The sequence below is a fragment of the Streptomyces umbrinus genome (assembly GCF_030817415.1).
Classification (GTDB): domain Bacteria; phylum Actinomycetota; class Actinomycetes; order Streptomycetales; family Streptomycetaceae; genus Streptomyces; species Streptomyces umbrinus_A.
The window spans coordinates 6,190,943-6,210,952 of the sequence record NZ_JAUSZI010000002.1; the positions used below are offsets into that span (position 1 = coordinate 6,190,943).

The following is a 20,010-nucleotide window of genomic DNA, read 5'->3' on the forward strand; positions in this document are numbered from 1 at the left end:
GCAGACGTACGTGCATACATGCGTACGAGTGGGTGAGGCGGGGCGGGAAGCAAGGCGCGTGGTGACAAGGGGCGTGGAGACGCGGGGCGCGGACCCGGGCGGCGCGGACACGAGTGGTGCCGGGAGCCGGCGCACTGTGGCAGACGGAGCGCGGGTCGTGGCCCGGGCGCTGGTGTACGTGGTGGTCGGCGGGGTCGCGCTGGTCGTCATCGCCACCGTCGGGTCCGTACTCGGGCCGATGGTCGCGCTCGACATCGCGACGCCGGCCATGGCCGCCTGGTGGACCGTGTTCACGGCAGTCGCCGTGCAGGGCATCCCCTTCCTCCTCCTTGGCACGGTGGTGTCGGCGGCCATCGGGGCGTTCGTGCCGGAGCGGGTCTTCAGACGCGTACTGCCGAAGAACCCGGCGCTCGCCGTGCCCGTCGCGGGGGCGGCCGGGGCCGTGCTGCCCGGGTGCGAGTGCGCGTCCGTCCCCGTGGCCGACAGCCTGATGCGGCGCGGGGTCGCACCGGCGGCGGCGCTGGCCTTTCTCCTCTCGGCCCCCGCCATCAACCCGGTGGTGCTCGTCGCCACGTCCATCGCCTTCCCGGGGAACCCGGCCATGGTCGGCGCCCGGTTCGTCGCCTCGCTCGCCACCGCCGTGGTGATGGGGTGGCTGTGGGTGCGGTTCGGGAGGGACGAGTGGCTGCCGACGCGGCGTACGCCGGAGGTGGGAGCCGGAGCGGCCACCGGCGGCTGGCGGGGCTTCCGGGACGGACTGCAGCACGATTTCCTGCACGCCGGAGGCTTTCTCGTGCTGGGCGCGGCCGCTGCGGCGACGTTCAACATCCTGGTGCCGCGGTCGCTGCTGGACGTGTTCACCGGTTCGCCCTGGCTCTCCGTCCTGCTGCTCGCCGTCCTCGCCGTGGTGCTGTGCGTGTGTTCCGAGGCGGACGCCTTCGTGGCCGCCTCACTGACCGGGTTCTCGCCGACGGCCCGGCTCGCCTTCATGGTCGTCGGCCCGATGGTCGACCTGAAGCTCATCGCCCTCCAGGCGGGGACTTTCGGGCGGGCGTTCGCGGTGCGGTTCTCGGCCGTCACGTGGGTGGTGGCCGTGGTGAGCAGTGGGGTGGTGGGCTGGTGGCTGCTGTGACGACGACCCGACCGCGTACGCGTCTGCGGTTGCGTCCGCAGGGGGTGCTGCTCATCCTGTGCGGCGCCGCCCTCCTCCGGATCGCCCTCTTCAGCGAGCTGTACCTGCGCTACGTGAAGGAGGGCCTGCGCCCGTACCTGGTGGTCTCGGGCGTGGCACTGATCGTGCTGGGCCTGGTGGGCATGATCCGCCGCGACGAGGACGAGGACGAACACGAGGGCGAGCACGAGGTCCACGACGAAGACGCCCACGAGGCCCACGCGGGGCATGGCCAAGACGCGCACGACGGGCACGACCACATCCGCAACCCGCGCATCGCCTGGCTCCTCACCGCCCCCGCCCTGGCCCTCCTCCTCTTCCCGCCGCCCGCCCTCGGCTCGTACAGCGCCGGACGCGAGGAGGCCAGGGTCGCCGCCCAGGGCACCGGCACCTTCCCCGAACTGCCCGCCGGGGACCCCGTCGACCTGACGCTCGGCGCGTTCGCCTCCCGTGCGGAGTGGGACACCGGGGCGTCCATGAAGGGCCGCACGGTCCGCCTCACCGGCTTCGTGACCCGCGACGACGACGGCACCTGGTACATCGCCCGGCTCCTCGTCACCTGCTGCGCCGCCGACGCGCAGGCCCTGAAGGTCGAAATCCGCGCCGCGGACGCGCCTGCGGCTGACGCGTGGGTGACCGTCACCGGGACGTGGCGCCCGACCGGCAAGCCCGGCTCGGACGCCGCGCGCCCCGTCCTGGACGCCACGTCCGTGAAACGGGTCTCGGCACCTTCGGATCCGTACGAGAAGCGTTGACCGGTTGTGTGTCGTGTGCGGCTCCGTGAGGGCTGGTCGCGCAGTTCCCCGCGCCCCTGAGGGGCGTAGCCCCTGGAGGGCTGCGCCCCTGAATAAAGGGGGTCCCTCTCTGCGTAATAACCCGAGTCGTTCATTCGGGGTCTATGTGCATGATTCCGGCGCTACAGTTCGTCACTGATGCGCTGGGTGTGGGGCGCGTCACACATCGCGACGAAATGAGCCGACGGGCAACACCTGTGCGGCGGTGCATTTGGGGGGCCTCGTGCACGAGATGGTCAAGGGCGCCAATGTCGGACTGGCGGCGTTGAGCGAAGACGTGGGCTCGGTGATGGTGAGCCTGGGCTGGAGCAGTCCGACGGGTGAGGGCGACGCGGACGTGTCCGTCCTGTTGCTGACGGCGGACGGCAAGGTCCGCAGTGACGCGGACTTCTACTTCTACAACAACCCCGTGGCGGCCGACGGGTCCGTGCAGTTGCTGGGCAAGACGCCCACCTCCGACGGAAACGAGGACCGCATCACCTTCGATCTGACCGCGATTCCGGCGGACGTCGAGCAGGTCGTCGTGGCGGCGAGCCGCTACAACGGAGCCCGGTTCGGGGATCTGGACGACGTACGGGTGACCCTGGCCGACGGCTCGGGAGAGGGGCTGCTGCGGTTCTCCATCGAGGACGCCGGGGCGGTCGGCGCGCTGCTCTTCGGCGAGTTCTACCGGCGGGCCGGCGACTGGAAGTTCCGCGCCATCGGGCAGGGGTACGAGTCCGGTCTCGCGGGCCTCGCCCAGGACTACGGCGTCGATGTCGACGACGACGCGGAGGAGGCGGAGGCGGCCGAAGTGGCCGTGGCGGCGGACGTCCCGCCGGAGGAGACCCCCTCGGAGGTGGCGGCCGAGCCCGTCGCGACGGAGGCGGGGCCCGAGGCCAAGACCGAGATCGAGGCTGTGGGGGTGGCGGTGCCGTTGGTCGCCGTGCCTGCCCCCGGTCCGGTTCCTGCGGTGGAACGGATCGTGAGCGAGTCCGTCGAGGCACCGGCCAAGCCGGTCCCCCGGCCCCGTACGGCGAAGAAGAAGGTCACGCTGCCCAAGGTGGCCAAGAAGTCGCTCGCCGAGAACGACTCCTGGCGGCCCGCCCGGCTCTTCCCGGTCTCCGCTCTCAAGAGCGACCGGGACAGGGAGACCCGTGCGACCTCCGTGCTGCTGTCCGTGATGGCGCAGGTGCCTGAGTTCGGCAGGCGGCTCACCGCCGGCTTCGGGGCGCCCGCCGGGCGGATGGAGATGTTCACCGAGGTCTCGCTGCCCAACGGCGATACCCCGCGGCGGCCGGACGGCGTGATCCGGGTCGAGCGGGCGGGCAAGCTGTGGACGGCGCTGGTCGAGACGAAGACCAACGGCAACGCCCTCAAGCCGGACCAGGTGCAGGCGTACACCGAAATCGCAGCCCGCCGCGGCTACGAGGCTGTGATCACCCTCTCCAACGACGTGGAGTTGGACGGCAGTCCTCTGGTCGACGTGAAGACGGACGGCCGGCGCAAGCACAAGGTGGCGCTGCGGCACTTGTCGTGGGCCGACGTCGCCCACCAGGCGCAGATGCTGATCCGTCACGAAGGCGTCGGCAACGCGGCGCACGCCTGGCTGCTCCAGGAACTCCTGCACTACCTCCAGCACGAGAACTCCGGCTGCCACGGCTTCCAGAACATGGGCCCGGCCTGGGTCCCCGTGCGCAACGGGATCGACGACGAAACCCTCTGTCAGGGCGATCGACGTGCTGTGGAGGTCGTCGAGAGCTGGGAACGGCTCGTACGGCAGGTGTGTCTGCGCCTGGGCGGCGAACTCGGGCAGAAGGTGCTTCCCGTGCAGCGGGCGAAGCGCGGCACCGATCCCCGCGTCCGCCGCGCGGCCCTCGCCGACCAGCTCTGCCTGGCGGGACGCCTGGACTCCGAACTCCGCATCGAGGGCACGCCCGGCATCCTCGCGCTCTCCGCGGACCTGCGGACGGGCAAGCTGCGGACGTCCATCGAGATCGCCGTACCCGAGCAGGGCTACCCCCTCACCTGGGCCAAGCGGCTCATCCGTCAACTCTCCGACGCACCGGCCGACTTGCATGTCGAGACCCTGCTCGACGGGCATGTGGGCGGCCCGCGCGGCACGCTGGAGCGGCTGCGCCCGGAACCGGGCGACATCCTCCCCAAGAACAACGCCGAGATCACCGGCTTCCGGCTGTCCCTCTTCCGGAGCATGGGCAACACCCGGGGCTCTGCAGAGTCCGGGTTCATCCGCAGTGTCGACGAGGCCGTGGACCGCTTCCACGACCACGTGGTCGTGCACCTGGACCGCCCCGGCTCAACGCGCCGCTGAGCCCGGCCCCTTCGTCCACCCTGGCGGTAACCAGCCCAGTTGGTCCGGTTCGTTCGGGGTGGGTTTGGTGCGGGCCAGGAGGATGGCTACGTCGTCTTCCGAGGCGGTGGGGTCGAGGTGGGTGATGACGGTGTCGAGGAGGGTGGGGAGGGGGTCGGTCGGGGTGATGGGGAGGGTGGCGAGGGTGTGGAGGCCTGTTTCGATGTCGCGGTCGCGGCGTTCTACCAGGCCGTCGGTGCAGAGGAGCAGGACGGAGCCCGGGGGGAGGGGGACCGTGGTGGCCGCGAAGGAGCCGAGGCCCACGCCCAGGGGTGGGGCGACGGGTAGGCTGAGGAGGGTGCGGGTGCCGTCGGGGGTGACGAGGAGCGGGGGGATGTGGCCCGCGTTGGAGAAGGTGGCGCGTTCCCGGCGGGGGTCGAGGAGGGCGAGGAGACAGGTCGCCACCCGGTCCAACTCCAGGGTCAGCGCGGTGCGTTCGGCCTGGAGGAGGATGAAGTCGGGGCTGCTGCCCTGGATCGCGAGGGTGCGGAGGACCGAGCGGTACTCGCTCATCGCCGCCGCCGCTCGGACTCCGTGGCCCATGACGTCGCCCACCACCAGCAGCGTGCGGTCGTGGGGGAGCGCCAGTGTGTCGAACCAGTCGCCGCCGACTTCCGCTCCTGAGCCCGCCGGGAGGTAGCGGCCCAGGGTTTCGACGCCGGGGCCCGTGATCGTGGGCGCGTTCAGGAAGGCGCGCTGCATCTCCAGGGCCGTCTCGTGTTCCCGCGTGTAGCGGACCGCGTGGGCGATGCCGGTGGCGGCGCGGTCGGTGAGGTCGCCCAGCAACTCGGTGTCCGTGTCCGTCAGTCGGGGGGAGTCGCCGGCGCGGAACACCATCACCGCGCCCACCAGCTCCTCGTGGACCGCGAGCGGGAGGTAGATCCCCGAGTGCGCGCCCATCCGCAGGAGGTGCTCCTTGCGTTCGGGCGACGGCGAGAACTGGCGCATGGCCTCGTCGTCGGGGTGGCTGAGGACCAGCGGGCGCCGGTCGGCCAGGACGTGGGCCATCGGGGAGCCCGCCCGGTGGACCACGAACTCGTCGAGACGGCCGAGCGGGGAGGACACCTCCGCCAGGTCCGGGGTGGTGGCCAGCGCGATGCGGCGCAGGCGCAGCGGGTAGTTCTCCGACGGCACCCGGGGTGTGCCCTCCGGGTCGACCACGTCCACCGCCGCGTAGTCCGCGAAGCGCGGGACCAGCAGGTCGGCGAGCGCCTGGCAGGCCTGGCGGAGGTCGAGTGTCGCGCCGGTGGTGCGGTTCGCCTCGTCGAGGAGGGCCATCCGGTTGCCGGCCCGTACGAGGTGCTCGCGGCCGCGCAGCGCGTCGGTGACCTCCAGGACGACGGCCGCCACCCCGAGGACCTCGCCGGACGACGTGGACAGCCGGTGGTAGGCGCCCAGCCACCACCGGTTGTCCCCCGCCCCGTCGGCCGGGGTCTGCCCGCCCACCGTGACGATCTGCGGCACCCCCGTGCGCAGCACCTGTTCGAGGAGCTGCTCCGACGACTCCAGGTCCGGCAGGACGTCCGGCAGCCGGCGGCCGATGTGGTCGGCGGCCGGGACGCCGTTGAGGAGGGCCAGCGCGTCGTTGATGTAGAGGTAGCGCAGGCTCCGGTCCAGCACGGCGATACCGGCCGGGCAGCCGTCGAGGATCCGCCGGGCCAGGGTCAGTTCCGCCAGCAGCCGCTCCGCGTGCTCCCCCACCCCCTCGGCACGGTCCACCGCGTTCGCGATCGCCGCCAGCTCCTTCTGGGTGAGCAGGATGCGCGGGGTGGGCTGGACCTGGTCACCGGGCACCCTCCCACGGCACCACGCCGCCGTCCTGCCCACCAACGGGCGGGCCCGTCCGGGTGACGCCGGGCACGGCCTCGGCTTCGGCTCCGGTCCCGGCTTCGGCTCCGGTCCCGGCTCCGGCTCCGGTCCCGGCTTCGGCTCCGGCTTCGGCCCCGGCTTCGGCCCCGGCTTCGGCCTCGGTCCCGGCCTCGGTCCCGGCCTCGGTCTTCCCGGTCCCGGTCCCGGTCCCGGTCCCGGCCCCGGCTACGGTCCCGGCTCTGGCCCCGGCTACGGTCCCGGCGTCGACCCTGGCCTTGGTATCGGCTACGGTCCCGGCCCCGCCCCGGTTCTGGCCTCGGTCCCGGCTACGGTCCCGGCCCCGCCCCGGTCCCGGCCCCGCCCCGGTCCCGGCCCCGCCCCGGTCCCGGCCCCGCCCCGGTCCCGGCCCCGCCCCGGCCCCGCCCCGGTCCCGGCCCCGGCTACGGCCTCGGCCTCGGCTCCAGTTTCGGCTTGGTTCTGCCCTTGTCCTCCGGCCAGGCCTCCGCCGCAGGCCCCTCCGTCCCGGGTGAACCCGCCAGCCGCCACACCTCCCCCGCCTGCAGCGCCGCGTGCTCGGCGGGCGGGTACTCGCCGGTCAGCCCCGCGACCCGGGCCGGCTTGCCCCCGCGCTCGGCGAACAGGGCGACGGTGAGGGCGAGCCGCGGCGAGTACACGCTCTGCCACACCGTCCGCGCCCCCGGCCCGCTGCCCGCGCCCGCCGCATGACTGGTCACCGGCAGGAACGCGGCCCCGACCCCCGTCGCGACCGGCTTGACCGCGGTGCCCGGAGCGTACGGAGCGTCCGGACCGAGCGAACCGTGCATCAGCTCGGTGACCACCGCGGTTTCCTTCTCGCCCATCGCGGTACGCGTCTCCGGGCGCGCGGTGTGCACCGTGGTGCCGCCGCGGGTGATCTTCGTGACCGTGTACGGCGTCGCGTACTCACCCCCGGCGGCCACGGTCGCGTACGCGGAGTTCAGGCGCATCGGCGTCGGGGCCGCCTCCTTCGGCAGGCCGGTCAGCGGCTCGCCCAGCCGGATGCCCGCGTACGTGAACGGTTCGGTGGCCGTGCCCGCCTCGACCGCCCCGTCGACGGCGTCGTTGAACGGCTGGTGCGCGTAGTCCGCGCCGCCGTACAGCACACGGACCGCGCCGTCGCCGGGCACGGTCGCGACGACCGCGGTGTGCAGCCGCGCCCCCTTCGTGTCCGCGGGCGTACGGTCACGGACCAGCTCCGCCGTCTCGTCCTGGAGACCGAGGTCGAAGGTGGTGTGCACCTTGTAGCCGCCGCGCGCCAACTGGTCCTCGGTGATGCCGAGCCGGTCGGCGGCCTCGGCGGACGCCGCGTCGATCAGGTACTGACGCCCGCCGTCCGTGTCGCCCGGCGGATAGAAGCGGAACGCCGGGAAGCGGGCGGCCGTCCGCTCGCGGTCGCTGATCGCGCCCGAGTCCGCCATGGCGTCGAGCACCCAGGCCCAGCGGCGCTCCAGCGTCCCGGTCACCTTCGCGTCGGCGCCGGCCCGCTCGTAGTAGGAGGGGAGGTTGACGATCGCCGCGAGGGCCGCGCCCTGGGAGACCGTCAAGTCCTTCGCGCCCACGCCGAAGTAGTTCCGCGCCGCCGATTCGACACCGGCCGCGCCACGGCCGAAGTACACCGTGTTGAGGTAGCCCTCCAGGATGTCGTCCTTGGACCGCGTGCGGTCGAGCTTCACGGCGATCAGGGCCTCGCGCGCCTTGCGGCTCAGCGACTGCTCCGGGGTCAGCAGGGCGTTCTTCACGTACTGCTGCGTGATCGTGGAGCCGCCCTGCCGCTCGCCGCCCGTCACGGTCGCGATCGCCGCCCGCAGGATCGCGGTCGGGGCGACCCCCGAGTCCGTACGGAAGGAGCGGTTCTCCGCGGCGATCACGGCGTCCTGGACGTGCCGGGGCACCTGCTCGAGGGAGATGTCCTGGCGGTCGACCGGTCCGCGCCGGCCCAGGTACTCGCCCTCGGCGTCCACGAAGACCGTGCTCTGGCTGACCGTCTCCGGGTGCGGGTCGGGGATCCCGGTCATGCGGTACGCGACGACGAGCCCGGCGCAGGCCGTGAGGAACAGGACGAGAAGGGCGGCCAGGACGCGCCGCAGACGGCGGGTCCGGGTGCGGCGGAGGCGGGTGCGCGCGTGGCGGAGGTGGGTCCGCAGGGTGCGGAGGCGGGTGCTCATGAGGAGGTGCCCGTCTGTGCGAGGAGCTTGCCGGCGGAGTCGTAGGCCTTCACGGTGATCTCGCTCAACTGGCGCTGGTCGTCCTGGAGTTGGGTGTCCGCGTACCAGACGGACCAGCCGGGGCTGCCCGCCAGGGTGAGGATCCGGGCGGTGAACGTGCCCTCGGGGGTGGTGAGTTGGACGCGGGACGGTTCGCGGGAGCCCTGGAGGACGCCGGAGTGGAAGACACGTGTCCCCGAGCCGGGTTCCGACTCCAGGCTGATGCCGGCGCCCGATCCCTTGCCGGCCGGCCGGAACTGGTTCGGCCCCTTCGGCGTCGACCAGTGCTTGCCGTCCTTGGTGAGCCACAGCTCGACACCGGGCGCGGCGGAGACCCGCTCACCGGCGGTCACGACCCGAACCGACGTTCTGGAGACGGGAGTTGTGTCCCCACCGTCCCCGCCGGAACCGGTGCCGCGCACGGCCCCCAGTGCCAGCGGCACGAGCAGCAGGGCGCAGACGGTGGTCAGCACGGCCGTCGTACGGCGGCGGCTCCGCCGACGGGTGCGGCCCGCCTCCTCGACGGCCGGGAGAACGGCGGCCGGGATGCCGGGAGTCGGGTCCGGGCCGGGCCCGGGGCGGCCCCCGGCGCCGTACGCAGGGTGGGTGCGCAGGGCCTTCAGCGCCCGGCGGACGTGCGCCTTGACCGCGCCGGGCGAGGAGTTGAGCAGCGCGGCGATCTCGCGATGGGACAGGCCGTCCCAGTGGTGCAGGACGGCGACGGCCCGACGGCGGGGCGGGAGAGCCGCCAACACCTCGGTGAGCGGGTCGAGTTGATCGGTTGCGTACGACTCCGGGGCGCGCCGGGAGCCGATCAGCGGCCGGGTCCGGCTCCGCAGAAAGCCCCGTACCAGAGCCCGCCGGACGTAGAATTCCGCGTCGTCGCGGGGAGTTCTCCGCCGCGCGTACACCTCCGCGAGCGCCGCTCTCGCGAGTCTCTCCGCGCGGGCGGAGTTCCCCGTGAGCAGACGGGCCGTACGCGTCAGCCGGGGCCAGTACTCCCCGGCACGGGCGGTGAATTCGTCGTCCATGGTCAGTCGAGCGCGCTGTCCGCGCGCCACTCCCTCCGGCTCAGCCCTGCGTGGTGCTTGTGCTTCGATGTACGCGGCGCCCGTAACCTCCGTGCCGTCTGAGACGTCTGTGACGTATGGGACCTGTACGCACGGCGGAGGCATCCGGGTTGCACGGGCATCCGAAGACAGCGGCGAGGGCAGCGGCGACGACAACTGTGACGACAGCGGCGACGACAGCGGCAGGGGGCGGGGCGGGGGGTATGACCGAGGAGGAGTTCGACGGGTTCTACGCCGCGGCGTTCCCCCGGCTGACCGGGCAGCTCTACGCCTTCACCGGGGACCACGGCGAGGCGCAGGACGTCGTCCAGGAGGCGTTCGTCCGTGCCTGGGACCGGCGGCGGGAGTTCCTCGCGGAGGGGGCGCCCGAGGCGTGGGTGCGTACGGTCGCGATGCGGCTCGCGGTGAGCCGGTGGCGGCGGGCACGGCGCTGGCTGGAACTGGTGCGCCGCAATCCGCCGCCCGAGCACACCCCCGGTCCCGGTCCCGAACGGACCGCGCTCGTGGGCGCGTTGCGCGAGTTGCCCGAAGCACAGCGCATGGCTGTCGTTCTGCACCATCTGTGCGACTTGAGTGTCGAGCAGGTAGCCTCCGAGACCGGTGCGCCCGTGGGGACGGTCAAGGCCCGGCTGTCCCGCGGCCGGGCGGCGCTGGCGCGGCGGCTCGGCGAGGCCGACGAACTGGGTGAGAGGGAGGACGACCGTGTCCGATGAGCTCACGCCCGGCACCACGCATGGATTCGACGGCCCCGTCGAAGGCCCCGACGCCGGTTCCGGTGGTACCGAACTGGCCACCGCGCTGCGCGAGTTGGCCCACGACCACGAGACGCCCGTACCGGTTCCGGGCACGGAGATCCGTCGTCGCGCGGGGCGTCGCCGTCGCCGGCGGCAGGTCTCGTTCGCCGCGGCCGGTGCCATGGCCGCGGGAGCCCTCGCGCTGGTCCTGACCGTGGCCCTCACGGGTGGGCGGGACGCCGGATCGACCCCGCCCGCCGCGAGCTACACCGCGCGCACACCCCCGGCCACCGCCGAGGGCGAGGCCAGTCCGGTGGCCGTCGCCGCCACCGTCGATCTCGGCCGGCGTGAGATGTCCGTCGAGGGACGGACCCTGCCCATCTCCTCCGGGTCGCTCAAGACACCGACGCCGACCGGCCTGATGACGGTCACGGCCAAGTACCGGGCGGCCACGGTGCCCGGTGACTCGGCCGGCTGGAACGGGTACGACGTCAAGGGGACCTGGGTGATGAGGCTGCGCACCCCCGACGACCGTACGAACTACCTCCTCGCCCTCACCTGGGACGAGAAGGCACCCGGCAACTACGACCGCACCGGCGGTGTGATCGGCCTGCGGCGCGACGACGCGATGTGGCTGTACGAGGCGCTGAAGCCGGGATCGGTGGTCCAGGTGGTGGGGTCGGCCCCGCAGGAGACGTCCGGAGGCACGGGCACGGATCCGGATCCGTACCCGGATTCGGGGGCCATGACGACGACGCCGACGGAGCCGGGTGCCTTGGAGACGCCCCCGACCGAGCGCGGTCTCGCGACACCCTGAAGCCTGTCGGCTTTCCCTGTTGCCGGTCGTATCCGGGGCAAGACCTGGTCCGCCCTTTACCGCGCATTAGTTGCAGGTGCGGTGGTCCCGCGGTGAGGGTGGGGAGGCGGCTCCACCGGACGTAAGGCAAGGCGAACCCATGACCACCCTCTCCTCCTGGCGTGCCTCCCTGAACCGGGAGGAGTGGGTCCGGGTCGGCGGGATGGCCGCCTTCATCGTGGCGCTGCACGTCATCGGCTGGTTCACACTCGTCGCGATCGTGGCGCCCGAGCACTACAGCATCGGCACGAAGTCCTTCGGGATCGGCATCGGCGTCACCGCGTACACGCTGGGCATGCGGCACGCCTTCGACGCGGACCACATCGCCGCGATCGACAACACCACACGCAAGCTGATGGCCGAGGGACAGCGGCCGCTGTCGGTCGGGTTCTGGTTCTCGCTCGGGCACTCCAGCGTCGTGTTCGCGCTCGCGTTCCTGCTGTCGCTGGGCGTGAAGGCGGTCGCGGGGCCCGTACGGGACGACGGTTCCACCCTGCACAGCGTCACGGGGCTCATCGGCACGACGGTCTCCGGGGTCTTCCTGTACGTGTTCGCCGCCGTCAACCTCGTCGTCCTCGCCGGGATCTGGAAGGTCTTCCGGCAGATGCGGCACGGGCACTTCGACGAGGCGGCGCTGGAGGACCGGCTGAACAACCGCGGTTTCCTGAACCGGCTGTTGGGCCGCGTCATGAAGTCCATCACCAAGCCGTGGCAGATGTACCCGCTGGGGTTGCTGTTCGGGCTCGGCTTCGACACCGCCACGGAGGTCGCGCTGCTGGTGCTCGCCGGATCCGGGGCCGCCTCCGGACTGCCGTGGTACGCGATCCTGTGCCTGCCCGTGCTGTTCGCGGCCGGCATGTCGCTGCTCGACACGATCGACGGGTCGTTCATGAACTTCGCGTACGGCTGGGCGTTCTCCAAGCCCGTACGGAAGGTCTACTACAACCTCACCGTCACGGGTCTGTCGGTCGCGGTCGCGCTCCTCATCGGGACCGTGGAACTCCTCGGACTGCTCGCCGAGCGCTTCTCCCTGCACGGCGTGTTCTGGGACTCGGTGGCCGGAATCGACCTGAACGTCGTCGGGTTCGCGATCGTGGGGCTCTTCGTCGCCACCTGGGCGCTCGCTCTGGTGGTGTGGCGGGTCGGCCGCATCGAGGAGAAGTGGACGGCGGGGCTGCGCGCGCCGACGGAACAGCCGGCCGAGTGAGGGGCCGGTCAGTGGGCGTGTGGCATGAGTCGGTCCACCATGCGGCGGGCCGCTCCCGGGCGTGGTCCGGGGGCCACCGGTGGCCGCTCCCAGTCGCACGGTGGTGACGGACGGCGGGGCGTGACCGCGCCGTGCTCCTTCAGCGCGACGCTCACGAGGCCCAGCAGGAGCTGGACGTCCGCGTCGCAGTCGAGGAGCACGGTGATCCAGGAGGCGCCGGGGCGGACCCTGATCGCGCTGGCGTGCGCGAGCTGGGGAAGCAGGCGTTCGACGGCCGTGCGGGTGAGGTAGAGGTCGGCGGAGTCGTCGGAGTGGAAGTGGACGATCTCGTGTCCCGCCGAAGCGAAGGCTTGCCCAACGGTGCACCGGGGCGGGCCACTTACCAGGTTCGGCCAGGTCTCCAGGAGAGCCATGGCGCGATGGGCCGCGGTCATTACCCCATACTCGCGCACGCTTCACCTGAAGGACCACCCCCATCCACTTGCGACTACTCCCCCCGCACGCCCGGTCACCCGATGATCCGGACCTGGGGCCGAATGAGCCCGGTGCGATGACTTTCCGCGCACGGAGCGGTCCTCACCGGAGAAGGCGCCCGCAGAGCAGCGGGCCGCAGGGAAACAGTCCGCGGAGAAACAGTCCGCAGAGAAGGAGGCCGTCATGAAGAACGACCAAGAGCTGATCCGGGAGCTGATCGAGCGGTGGGCCGCGGCGGTGCACGCCGGTGACCTGGACACGGTCCTGGCCGACCATGCCGAGGACATCGTGATGTTCGACGTACCGCCCCCGCAGGACGGTGTCCGTGGCCTGGACGCGTACCGCGCGACCTGGCCGCCGTTCTTCGAGTGGCAGGCCAAGGGAGCCTCCTTCGACCTCGTCTCCCTGGACGTCACCGCGGGCGCGGACGTCGCCTTCGCCCACGCCCTGCTGCGCTGCGGCACCCCGGAGGAACTGGCCGCCGCGCCCGGCACCCGCCTCCGCCTCACCCTCGGCCTGCGCAAGGAGAACGGCCGCTGGACCGTGGCGCACGAGCACCACTCGTTCCCGCTCGGGGACGAGCAGTAGCGCCGGGCGGGCACCGGCACACCGTCCCGGTGTGCCCCGCCGCCGCGCGCCAGCGACCGACACGTCCCGAAAGCTGGTGGTATGGCTGTCCGGGTGCGCCGACGGGCGTACCGGCGTACGGGTACAGCGCGGCGGAGGTGGGTTGGTGGAGCGGCCTGGTGAGGGGGTGCCGGCACCGGTCGGGATGGTCGAGGAGGCTGTCGAGTCGATCGGGACCACCCTCGACGAGCGGACCACCTGCGCCGAACTGGTCGGATCCCTGGGGCGGCACGGCTGCGAGGCCGTCGCCGTGGACCTGCTGGGCGAGGACGTGCCGGCGACGCGGCCCGCGAGCGACCCGGCGCCGACCCGGGCCGCCACGGTGGGGCCCAGGGAGCTGCTCGAGGCCCACGACGGAGAACCGTCCCTGACCGTACGGGCCCTGGACGAGGGGTATCCGATCACCACGACGGACGACGTGTCGGGCGGTGTGCCCCGCCGCTCGATCTCGATGCCGATGCTCGCGCACGGCCGCTTGTACGGGGTGCTCCTCGCGGTCCGCACCGGCCGCCCCTTCGTCGACCACGAGACCGCCGCGATGCACTACGCGGCCCGCCTCGCCGCCGTCCACATCGGACACGCCCGCCGCCACAACGCCGTCCACAGCACCGCGATGAAGCTCCAGCGCGCCCTCCTCGCCGAGCCCGGCCGCCCGCATCCGAACCTCGACCTCGCCACCCGCTATCTGCCCGTCGGCGGCGGCTCCCTCGTCGGCGGCGACTGGTTCGAGACCGTACGGCTGAACTACGGCCGCACCCTGCTGGTCATGGGCGACGTCATGGGGCACGGCCTGGACGCCGCGGTCGACATGAACGCGTACCGCTCGATGCTCCGGTACGTCGCCTCCGCCGATCTGCCCCCGCACCGCGTGCTGCGCCGCCTCGACGCCGCCTTCTCCGAGGACGGCACGCGCCGGCCGGCCACCTGTCTGCTCGCCCGTGTCGACCCGGCCCGCGGGACGGCCGCGCTCGCCGGCGCGGGCCATCTGCCTCCGGCCGTGTTCGCGGGCGACGGGACCGGGACGCTGATCGACGTGCCCGAGGGGTGCTGCTCCAGGAGGTTCCGTACCCACAGGTCGAAGAGCAGCGTGCGAAGGTTCGCCCCGAGCAGGCTCTTCGCGCCGTCGAAACGGGAGAAGTCGTAGTCCAGGGCGTCGACCATCTCCACGGACCGCGGGTCCCTGAGCATGCCGCGCGGTTTGCGCGTCTCGACCGCACGGGCGTAGAGGGGGATGAGCAACGTCTCCTGGACGTCGCCGAGTCGGGGCGTGCGCTTGTCCATGACCGGCTGCTCCCTTCCCGCGGGTACGACGGGGGACGACGGGTACGACGGGGTTCTGCGAGTACTGACGGGGTCCTTCGAGTGCTGATGGAGTGAGTGGTTACGTGTCCAGCCGCTTCGACTTCCTCACCGCCGCCGCGAGCCGTTCGATCACCGGGGCGAAACCGGCGTAGCTGAACCGCTCCTCCATCGACCACGGCGTGGTCTGCGCCGCCTTCACCGCGGGCAGTTGCCGCCAAGTGGGCTTCTTGGCCAGCTCCTTGGGCGGGAGGGCGGTGGAGCGGTTGTCGATCATGATGAGGTCGGCGTGGTGCCTGTCGGCGTTCTCCCAGCTGAGGAACTCCCAGAAGCCCCACTCGTCGGACTTCTTCCCCTCGACGAACTCCACGCCCAGGTCCTTGAAGTAGTTGAGATCGCTGTACGAGTCGGGGACGGCCACGTACATCTGGTCGGCGTCCCCCGTCATCGCCATGACCTTCAGCCCGCCGCTCGCCCCGGCGGCTTCGCGGAGGGTCTCGGAGGCCTTGTCGAAGCGGGCCTTCGCGTCGGTGACCTTCTTGGCACCCAGGTCCGCACCGAGGGACTCGGCGAGTTCGGCGGTCCGGCGCAGCGGGTTGAGGAGCGAGGTCCGGGCGATGCTGATGCCGACGGAGGGCGCGAGGGCCTCGATCTTCTTGCGGCTCTCCTCGGGGACGTACCAGAGGTCGGGCGGCGGGAACATGTTGCTGATCAGGAGGTCGGGCTTGAGGGCCGCGTACTTCTCGACGTTGAACTGGCCCCATGCCGTGCCGAGGCTGGTCAGTTTCGACACGTCCAGGTCGCCGGCCTGGGGATTGGGCTTTCCGTCGATCGGTTCGGTGGGGCCGAAGACGCCCTTGCACTCGATGCCGTAGTCGTGGAGTGCCGCGGCCGCGCTCACGAACGCGACGAGTGTCTTCGGCTCGCTGTCCGTCTCGGCCTTCCGCCCGCGGTCGTCCTTGAAGGACCAGGGGCCGCCGCCGTCCCCGGCCGACCGGGAGGACTCGTCTCCGTCGTCGGTGCCGTCGCCGCAGGCGGCGAGCAGGGGGCCGAGGGCGAGGGCGCCGCCGGCCGCGAGCAGGCGCCGACGGGAGACACGGTCCGGGCCGGAGGGGGCTGACTTAATTAGGGCAGGCTAACCTAACTTCCGCGCCGCCGGCAGCCCTGCGTCCACCTCGGCGGCGGCTCTCGCGGCCCTCGCGGGGCGCCCCGATCTCACCGCGTCAGCAGGTCCCGTACGGCCTTGACCACCTCGTCCGGAGCCTCCTCCGCCATGAAGTGGCCGCAGGAGACGGTCGTATGACGCAGGTCGGGTGCCCACGCGGACCACAGCGCGGCGGCGTCGAAACCGAGGGCGCTGCCCCAGTCCTGCTGGAGGACCGTCACCGGCATCCGCAGTCGGCGGTCGGCCTCGCGGTCGGCCCGGTCGTGCGTGACGTCGATCCCGGCGGAGGCGCGGTAGTCGGCGACGATCGAGGTGACGGCCGCGCGGGACGCCGCCAGGTAGGCGGCGCGGATCTCCGGCGGCACGGCCGCCGGGTCGCGCGTCCAGACGTCGAGGAAGTGGCCGAAGAAGGCGTCGGGGCTCGCGCCGATCAACTGCTCGGGCAGGCCGGGCGGTTGGGCCATGAGGTAGAGGTGAAAGCCGACCGCGGCCGACGTTCCGCGCATCACCTCCCACATGTCGAGGGTCGGCAGGACGTCCAGCGAGGCGAGGTGGGTGACCTTGTCCGGGTGGTCGAGACCGGCCCGGATCGCCACGAGGGCGCCACGGTCGTGGCCGACCAGCGCGAAGCGCTCGTGCCCCAGTGCTCTGGCCAGCGCGATCACGTCGGCGGCCATCGTGCGCTTCGAGTACGTCGTTCCGTCGGGGTCGGCGGGTTTGTCGCTGGCTCCGTAGCCGCGGAGGTCCGGGCAGATGACGGTGTGCTCCGTCGCGAGCCTGGGCGCCACGTGGCGCCACATCAGGTGGGTCTGGGGGAAGCCGTGCAGGAGGATCACGGGGGTGCCGGTGCCGCCTATGGCGGTGTTGAGGGTGACGTCGGGCGTGACGGGGACGCGGTGTTCGGTGAAGCCGGGGATTGCCGGGGGCGTGGAGGACATGGGGGCCTTTCGGGGGGTGTGTTGTCTGCGGGTGCGTGGGGGCTGGTTGCGCAGTTCCCCGCGCCCCTGGGTGGGTGGGGCTGGTCGTGGTGTGTCGGGTGCGGGCCCGGTGGGGGCTTGTCGCGCAGTTCCCCGCGCCCCTGACGGGCCCGGCGGAGCCGCATGTCTTACAGCCCCGCGCCCCTGGTGGGCGCGGCCGGGCCGTATGTGTGACGGCCGTGGTCTGAGCCTGGTGGGTGTGAATCAGCGGGCGATCAGTGGCCGGGTGGGCGGCGTACCGTGGCCTGGGAATACCTGGGGAGGAGAGGTCGGCGGTCGGGATGGTGCGGGTTGTGTTCGGGGTGCTCGGGCCCACGGTCGCCGCCGTTGACAGCGGGGACCCGCTCGCGCTGAAGGGGCCGCGGCACCGGGCCGTGCTGGCGCGGCTGATCGTGGCCCGGCGTCGGGTCGTGCCCGTGGCCCGGCTGGTCGAGGACCTGTGGGCCGATCCGCCGCCCGGTGCGGTGGGAGCCGTCCAGACGTTCGTGGCCGCGCTGCGCCGCGTACTGGAGCCGGAGCGTCCGCCGCGGGCGCCCGCCCGGCTGCTGGTCACCGACGGGCCCGGATACGCGCTGCGGACCGATCCGGACACGGTGGACGCCTGGCGCTTCGAGACGGCCCTCTCCACCGCGGCCGGCCTGCCCGCCCCGGGGGCCCTCGCCACCCTGGAGGAGGCCCTCGGGTGGTGGCGGGGCCCCGCCTACGCCGAGTTCGCGGACGAGGACTGGTCCCGCGGCGAACGCGCCCGCCTCGCCGAACTCCGCCTCCAGGCCGTGGAACGGCGCGCCGAGGCCCACCTCGCCCTCGGCCGCCCCGCCGACGCGGTCCCCGACCTCGACGCCCACCTCACCGACCACCCCTGGCGCGAGGACGCCTGGCGCCTGCTGGCCCTGGCCCTCTACCGCCAACACCGCCAGGGCGACGCCCTCGCCGTACTCCGCCGAGCCAGAGAAGTCCTGGTCAACCAACTGGGCCTGGACCCGGGCCAAGCCCTACGCCACCTGGAATCGGACATCCTCACCCAGGCCCCGGCGCTGGACCTACGACCCGGCGGGGCTCCGCAGCACGACCCCGCCCAGCCCCACCCACCCAGGGGCGCGGGGAACTGCGCGACCAGCCCCCACGCACCCGCACCCAACACACAACCCACAACAACAGCCGACCTATGGACAAGAGCAGCCAAGGCCTACGACCGCACAGTCGCCGAAGGCAGCCGCGTCCGCCTCGAATCCACCGTCGGCCTGATCAGAAACCTCGCGGTCACAGGCGGCGAAGGCCTGGCGGAAGCCCGCCACCACCGCACGGCGGCGATCACCGCGGCCGAGGAGTTCGCGGACCCGGAACTGACGGCCCGAGTCATCGGCGCGTACGACGTCCCGGCGATCTGGACCCGCGCAGACGACCCGGCGGCGGCCCAGCACATCGTCGCCGTGGCGGAACGCACGCTCACCGCGCTGCCGACGGGCCCGCACGACACGGCCCGCTGCCGCCTGCTCGCCACCGTCGCCCTGGAGATCCGCGGAGCGACCGGCCCGCGCGGCCCCGAGGCGGCCCGCGAGGCCGAGGCGCTCGCCCGCCGCCTCGACGACCCCGCGCTGCTGGCGTTCGCCCTCAACGGCACGTTCATGCAGTCCTTCACCCGGGCCGGTCTCGCCCCCCGACGGGACGCGATCGGCGCGGAACTCGTCGAACTGGCCGCGCGCCACGGCCTGGTGACCTACGAGGTCCTCGGCCGGCTCATCCGCCTCCAGGCCCGCGCGGCCCTCGCCGACTTCGCTGCCGCGGACACCCACGCGGCCGCCGCGGACCGCCTCGCCGAACGCCACGAACTGCCGCTGGTGGGCGTCTTCACCGACTGGTACGGAGCCCTGCGGCTCAGCGCGACCGGAGAGCCGGCCCGGGCCGAGACCGCCTGCCGTGCCGCCGCGGCCCGCCTCGACGGCGCCGGCATGCCCGGCCTGGAACGCGGCCTCCTCCCGCTCGCGCTCCTCTGCCTGCGCCTGACCCACGGGCTCCCGCCGGACCCGGACCCCCGGGCGGACTGGGGCCCGCACCGCCCCTGGGCCGAACCGTTCACGCTGATCGCCGAGGGCCGTCACACCGAGGCCCGTACCGCCCTGCGCGCCCTTCCGGAGCCTCCGCACGACCTCCTGTACGAGGCCTACTGCGCCCTGGAGGCCGAAGCCGCACTCCGCCTCGACGACCGGACCGTACTGGAACGCGCCCGCACCCGCCTGCGCCCGGCTGCCGCCGAACTCGCGGGCGCGGGCAGCGGACTGCTCACCCTGGGACCGGTGGAGCGATACCTCGCCGACTAGGGACGACGGGCGCCGAGCAGGCCCGAAGGCTCAGCCCTCCGCGTCAGCCTCTTCGTTCGCCGGCCGAGCCGCCGGCTTCTTTCCGGCGAGTACGTCCTGCAGTCGCTGTGTGCCGAGCTGGGCGGCCTGCCGGGTGGAGTTGGCGGAGACGCCGTCGAGGCCGCCGTTGGTGAGGGAGAGGGCACTGTCGCCGACCCGTACGGCGGCGAAGTCCAGGGTGAGCACGGCGGGTGAGCCGCCCGACTCGCCGTACACCTTCATGCGCAGGCTCTCGCGGGCCTCGCCCACTCCGGGCAGGGGCGTGGCGGCGACCTGCACCGACAACTCGCCGCCCCTGACGTCCGTGGCCGTGAACTGGCCGCACTTGCCCGGCACCTCCTTCAGCCAGGCCAGCGACGCGTCCAGCGCCGCCCGGTCGTACGCCCCGACCTGGTAGCGCACCTGCGCCCCGTCGTCGGTGTCGTCCAGGCCCCTGACCGCGCGGGCCCCGGCCGGCTCGCCCAGCAGGTCCTCCGCGTACAGGCCGTCGAGCAGCCGCTGGCATTCGGCGATGTCCGTCTTCCCCTTGAGCAGCGCGTCCCGCCAGGTCGCCCCGCCCCGGGTCGGCTTCCAGCCCTTGCCCAGGTCCTTGTTGGAGATCAGCGCCGACTTCACCTGCGCCTCGGTGAGCGTGGGGGCGACCGTGACCGAGGGGGACGGCGACGGGGCCTGTCCGGCGGCCACGGGCGAGGCGGAGACCGCCGCGTCGCCCTTCGCCGCCGCCCCGGAACCGGCGCCGTCACCGGCCGAGCACCCGGCCGTCGTCAGCAGCGCGGCCGCCGCCAGGGCCGGGACGACAGCGTGGCCCGTACGACGACGGGAGAGGCGGAGCGGACGGAGTGGTCCGGGCGGACGGGTCATCGCGGAATGCCTCCTA

At 72.8% G+C, this 20,010-nt stretch carries 16 protein-coding genes; 9 read left to right on the plus strand and 7 right to left on the minus strand.

From position 1 onward, the window contains the following. Positions 1–136 precede the first annotated feature (136 nt). The 3 genes from QF035_RS27180 (at position 137) to QF035_RS27190 (ending at position 4,276) form a co-directional block, all read left to right on the plus strand. Complete coding sequence (locus QF035_RS27180; protein WP_307523203.1) at positions 137–1,132, plus strand: permease; 996 nt, start codon at positions 137–139, stop codon at positions 1,130–1,132. A gap of 23 nt (positions 1,133–1,155) precedes the next feature. After that, entirely contained in the window at positions 1,156–1,926 is a 771-nt protein-coding gene (locus tag QF035_RS27185; protein ID WP_444968454.1) for a TIGR03943 family putative permease subunit, read from the plus strand. 271 nt (positions 1,927–2,197) lie between these two features. After that, the gene (locus tag QF035_RS27190; protein WP_307531445.1) at positions 2,198–4,276 is read left to right on the plus strand and encodes a TerD family protein; all 2,079 of its coding nucleotides are present in this window, start codon (positions 2,198–2,200) and stop codon (positions 4,274–4,276) included. On the opposite strand, the gene QF035_RS27195 is transcribed toward QF035_RS27190, so the two are convergent. From QF035_RS27195 to QF035_RS27205, 3 genes are all read right to left on the minus strand, one after another. Continuing rightward, positions 4,262–6,109 (minus strand): SpoIIE family protein phosphatase, encoded by a 1,848-nt coding sequence (locus QF035_RS27195; protein WP_307523205.1) that lies wholly within the window; start codon positions 6,107–6,109, stop codon positions 4,262–4,264. The two genes, QF035_RS27190 and QF035_RS27195, sit on opposite strands and share 15 nt — an antisense overlap. A 455-nt stretch (positions 6,110–6,564) precedes the next feature. Continuing rightward, positions 6,565–8,328 (minus strand): transglycosylase domain-containing protein, encoded by a 1,764-nt coding sequence (locus QF035_RS27200; protein ID WP_307523206.1) that lies wholly within the window; start codon positions 8,326–8,328, stop codon positions 6,565–6,567. After that, positions 8,325–9,398 carry a sigma factor-like helix-turn-helix DNA-binding protein gene (locus QF035_RS27205; protein WP_307523207.1) on the minus strand — a complete coding sequence of 358 codons (1,074 nt, stop codon included), beginning with the start codon at positions 9,396–9,398 and terminating at the stop codon, positions 8,325–8,327. Before QF035_RS27205 ends, QF035_RS27200 begins: the two co-directional genes overlap by 4 nt. Before the next feature lie 242 nt (positions 9,399–9,640). Here QF035_RS27205 and QF035_RS27210 point away from each other — a divergent pair, with 242 nt between their 5' ends. The 3 genes from QF035_RS27210 to QF035_RS27220 all read left to right on the plus strand — a co-directional run bounded on the left by QF035_RS27210 (position 9,641) and on the right by QF035_RS27220 (position 12,234). Further along, positions 9,641–10,150, plus strand: a complete 510-nt coding sequence (locus QF035_RS27210) for a SigE family RNA polymerase sigma factor (RefSeq protein ID WP_307523208.1) — start codon at positions 9,641–9,643, stop codon at positions 10,148–10,150. Further along, the gene (locus QF035_RS27215) at positions 10,140–10,988 is read left to right on the plus strand and encodes a L,D-transpeptidase (RefSeq protein WP_307523209.1); all 849 of its coding nucleotides are present in this window, start codon (positions 10,140–10,142) and stop codon (positions 10,986–10,988) included. Before QF035_RS27210 ends, QF035_RS27215 begins: the two co-directional genes overlap by 11 nt. 139 nt (positions 10,989–11,127) lie before the next feature. After that, positions 11,128–12,234, plus strand: coding sequence for a HoxN/HupN/NixA family nickel/cobalt transporter (locus tag QF035_RS27220; RefSeq protein WP_307523210.1), 1,107 nt, complete (start codon positions 11,128–11,130; stop codon positions 12,232–12,234). A gap of 8 nt (positions 12,235–12,242) precedes the next feature. Here QF035_RS27220 and QF035_RS27225 read toward each other — a convergent pair whose 3' ends face one another. After that, positions 12,243–12,668, minus strand: a complete 426-nt coding sequence (locus tag QF035_RS27225; protein WP_307523211.1) for a luciferase domain-containing protein — start codon at positions 12,666–12,668, stop codon at positions 12,243–12,245. A 223-nt stretch (positions 12,669–12,891) separates the two neighbouring features. Between QF035_RS27225 and QF035_RS27230 the strand changes: the two genes are divergently transcribed. Next, positions 12,892–13,296 carry a nuclear transport factor 2 family protein gene (locus tag QF035_RS27230; protein WP_307523212.1) on the plus strand — a complete coding sequence of 135 codons (405 nt, stop codon included), beginning with the start codon at positions 12,892–12,894 and terminating at the stop codon, positions 13,294–13,296. Between the two features lie 166 nt (positions 13,297–13,462). Next, on the plus strand, positions 13,463–14,479 hold the full coding sequence (locus QF035_RS27235) for a PP2C family protein-serine/threonine phosphatase (protein ID WP_307523213.1): 1,017 nt from the start codon (positions 13,463–13,465) through the stop codon (positions 14,477–14,479). Positions 14,480–14,716: 237 nt separating this feature from the next. Here QF035_RS27235 and QF035_RS27240 read toward each other — a convergent pair whose 3' ends face one another. Further along, positions 14,717–15,760 carry an ABC transporter substrate-binding protein gene (locus QF035_RS27240; RefSeq protein ID WP_307531447.1) on the minus strand — a complete coding sequence of 348 codons (1,044 nt, stop codon included), beginning with the start codon at positions 15,758–15,760 and terminating at the stop codon, positions 14,717–14,719. Between the two features lie 89 nt (positions 15,761–15,849). After that, positions 15,850–16,737 carry an alpha/beta fold hydrolase gene (locus QF035_RS27245; RefSeq protein WP_307523214.1) on the minus strand — a complete coding sequence of 296 codons (888 nt, stop codon included), beginning with the start codon at positions 16,735–16,737 and terminating at the stop codon, positions 15,850–15,852. Between the two features lie 320 nt (positions 16,738–17,057). Here QF035_RS27245 and QF035_RS27250 point away from each other — a divergent pair, with 320 nt between their 5' ends. Next, entirely contained in the window at positions 17,058–19,094 is a 2,037-nt protein-coding gene (locus QF035_RS27250; protein WP_307523215.1) for an AfsR/SARP family transcriptional regulator, read from the plus strand. 30 nt (positions 19,095–19,124) lie between these two features. On the opposite strand, the gene QF035_RS27255 is transcribed toward QF035_RS27250, so the two are convergent. Continuing rightward, positions 19,125–19,994, minus strand: coding sequence for a hypothetical protein (locus QF035_RS27255; protein WP_307523216.1), 870 nt, complete (start codon positions 19,992–19,994; stop codon positions 19,125–19,127). Positions 19,995–20,010 lie beyond the last annotated feature (16 nt).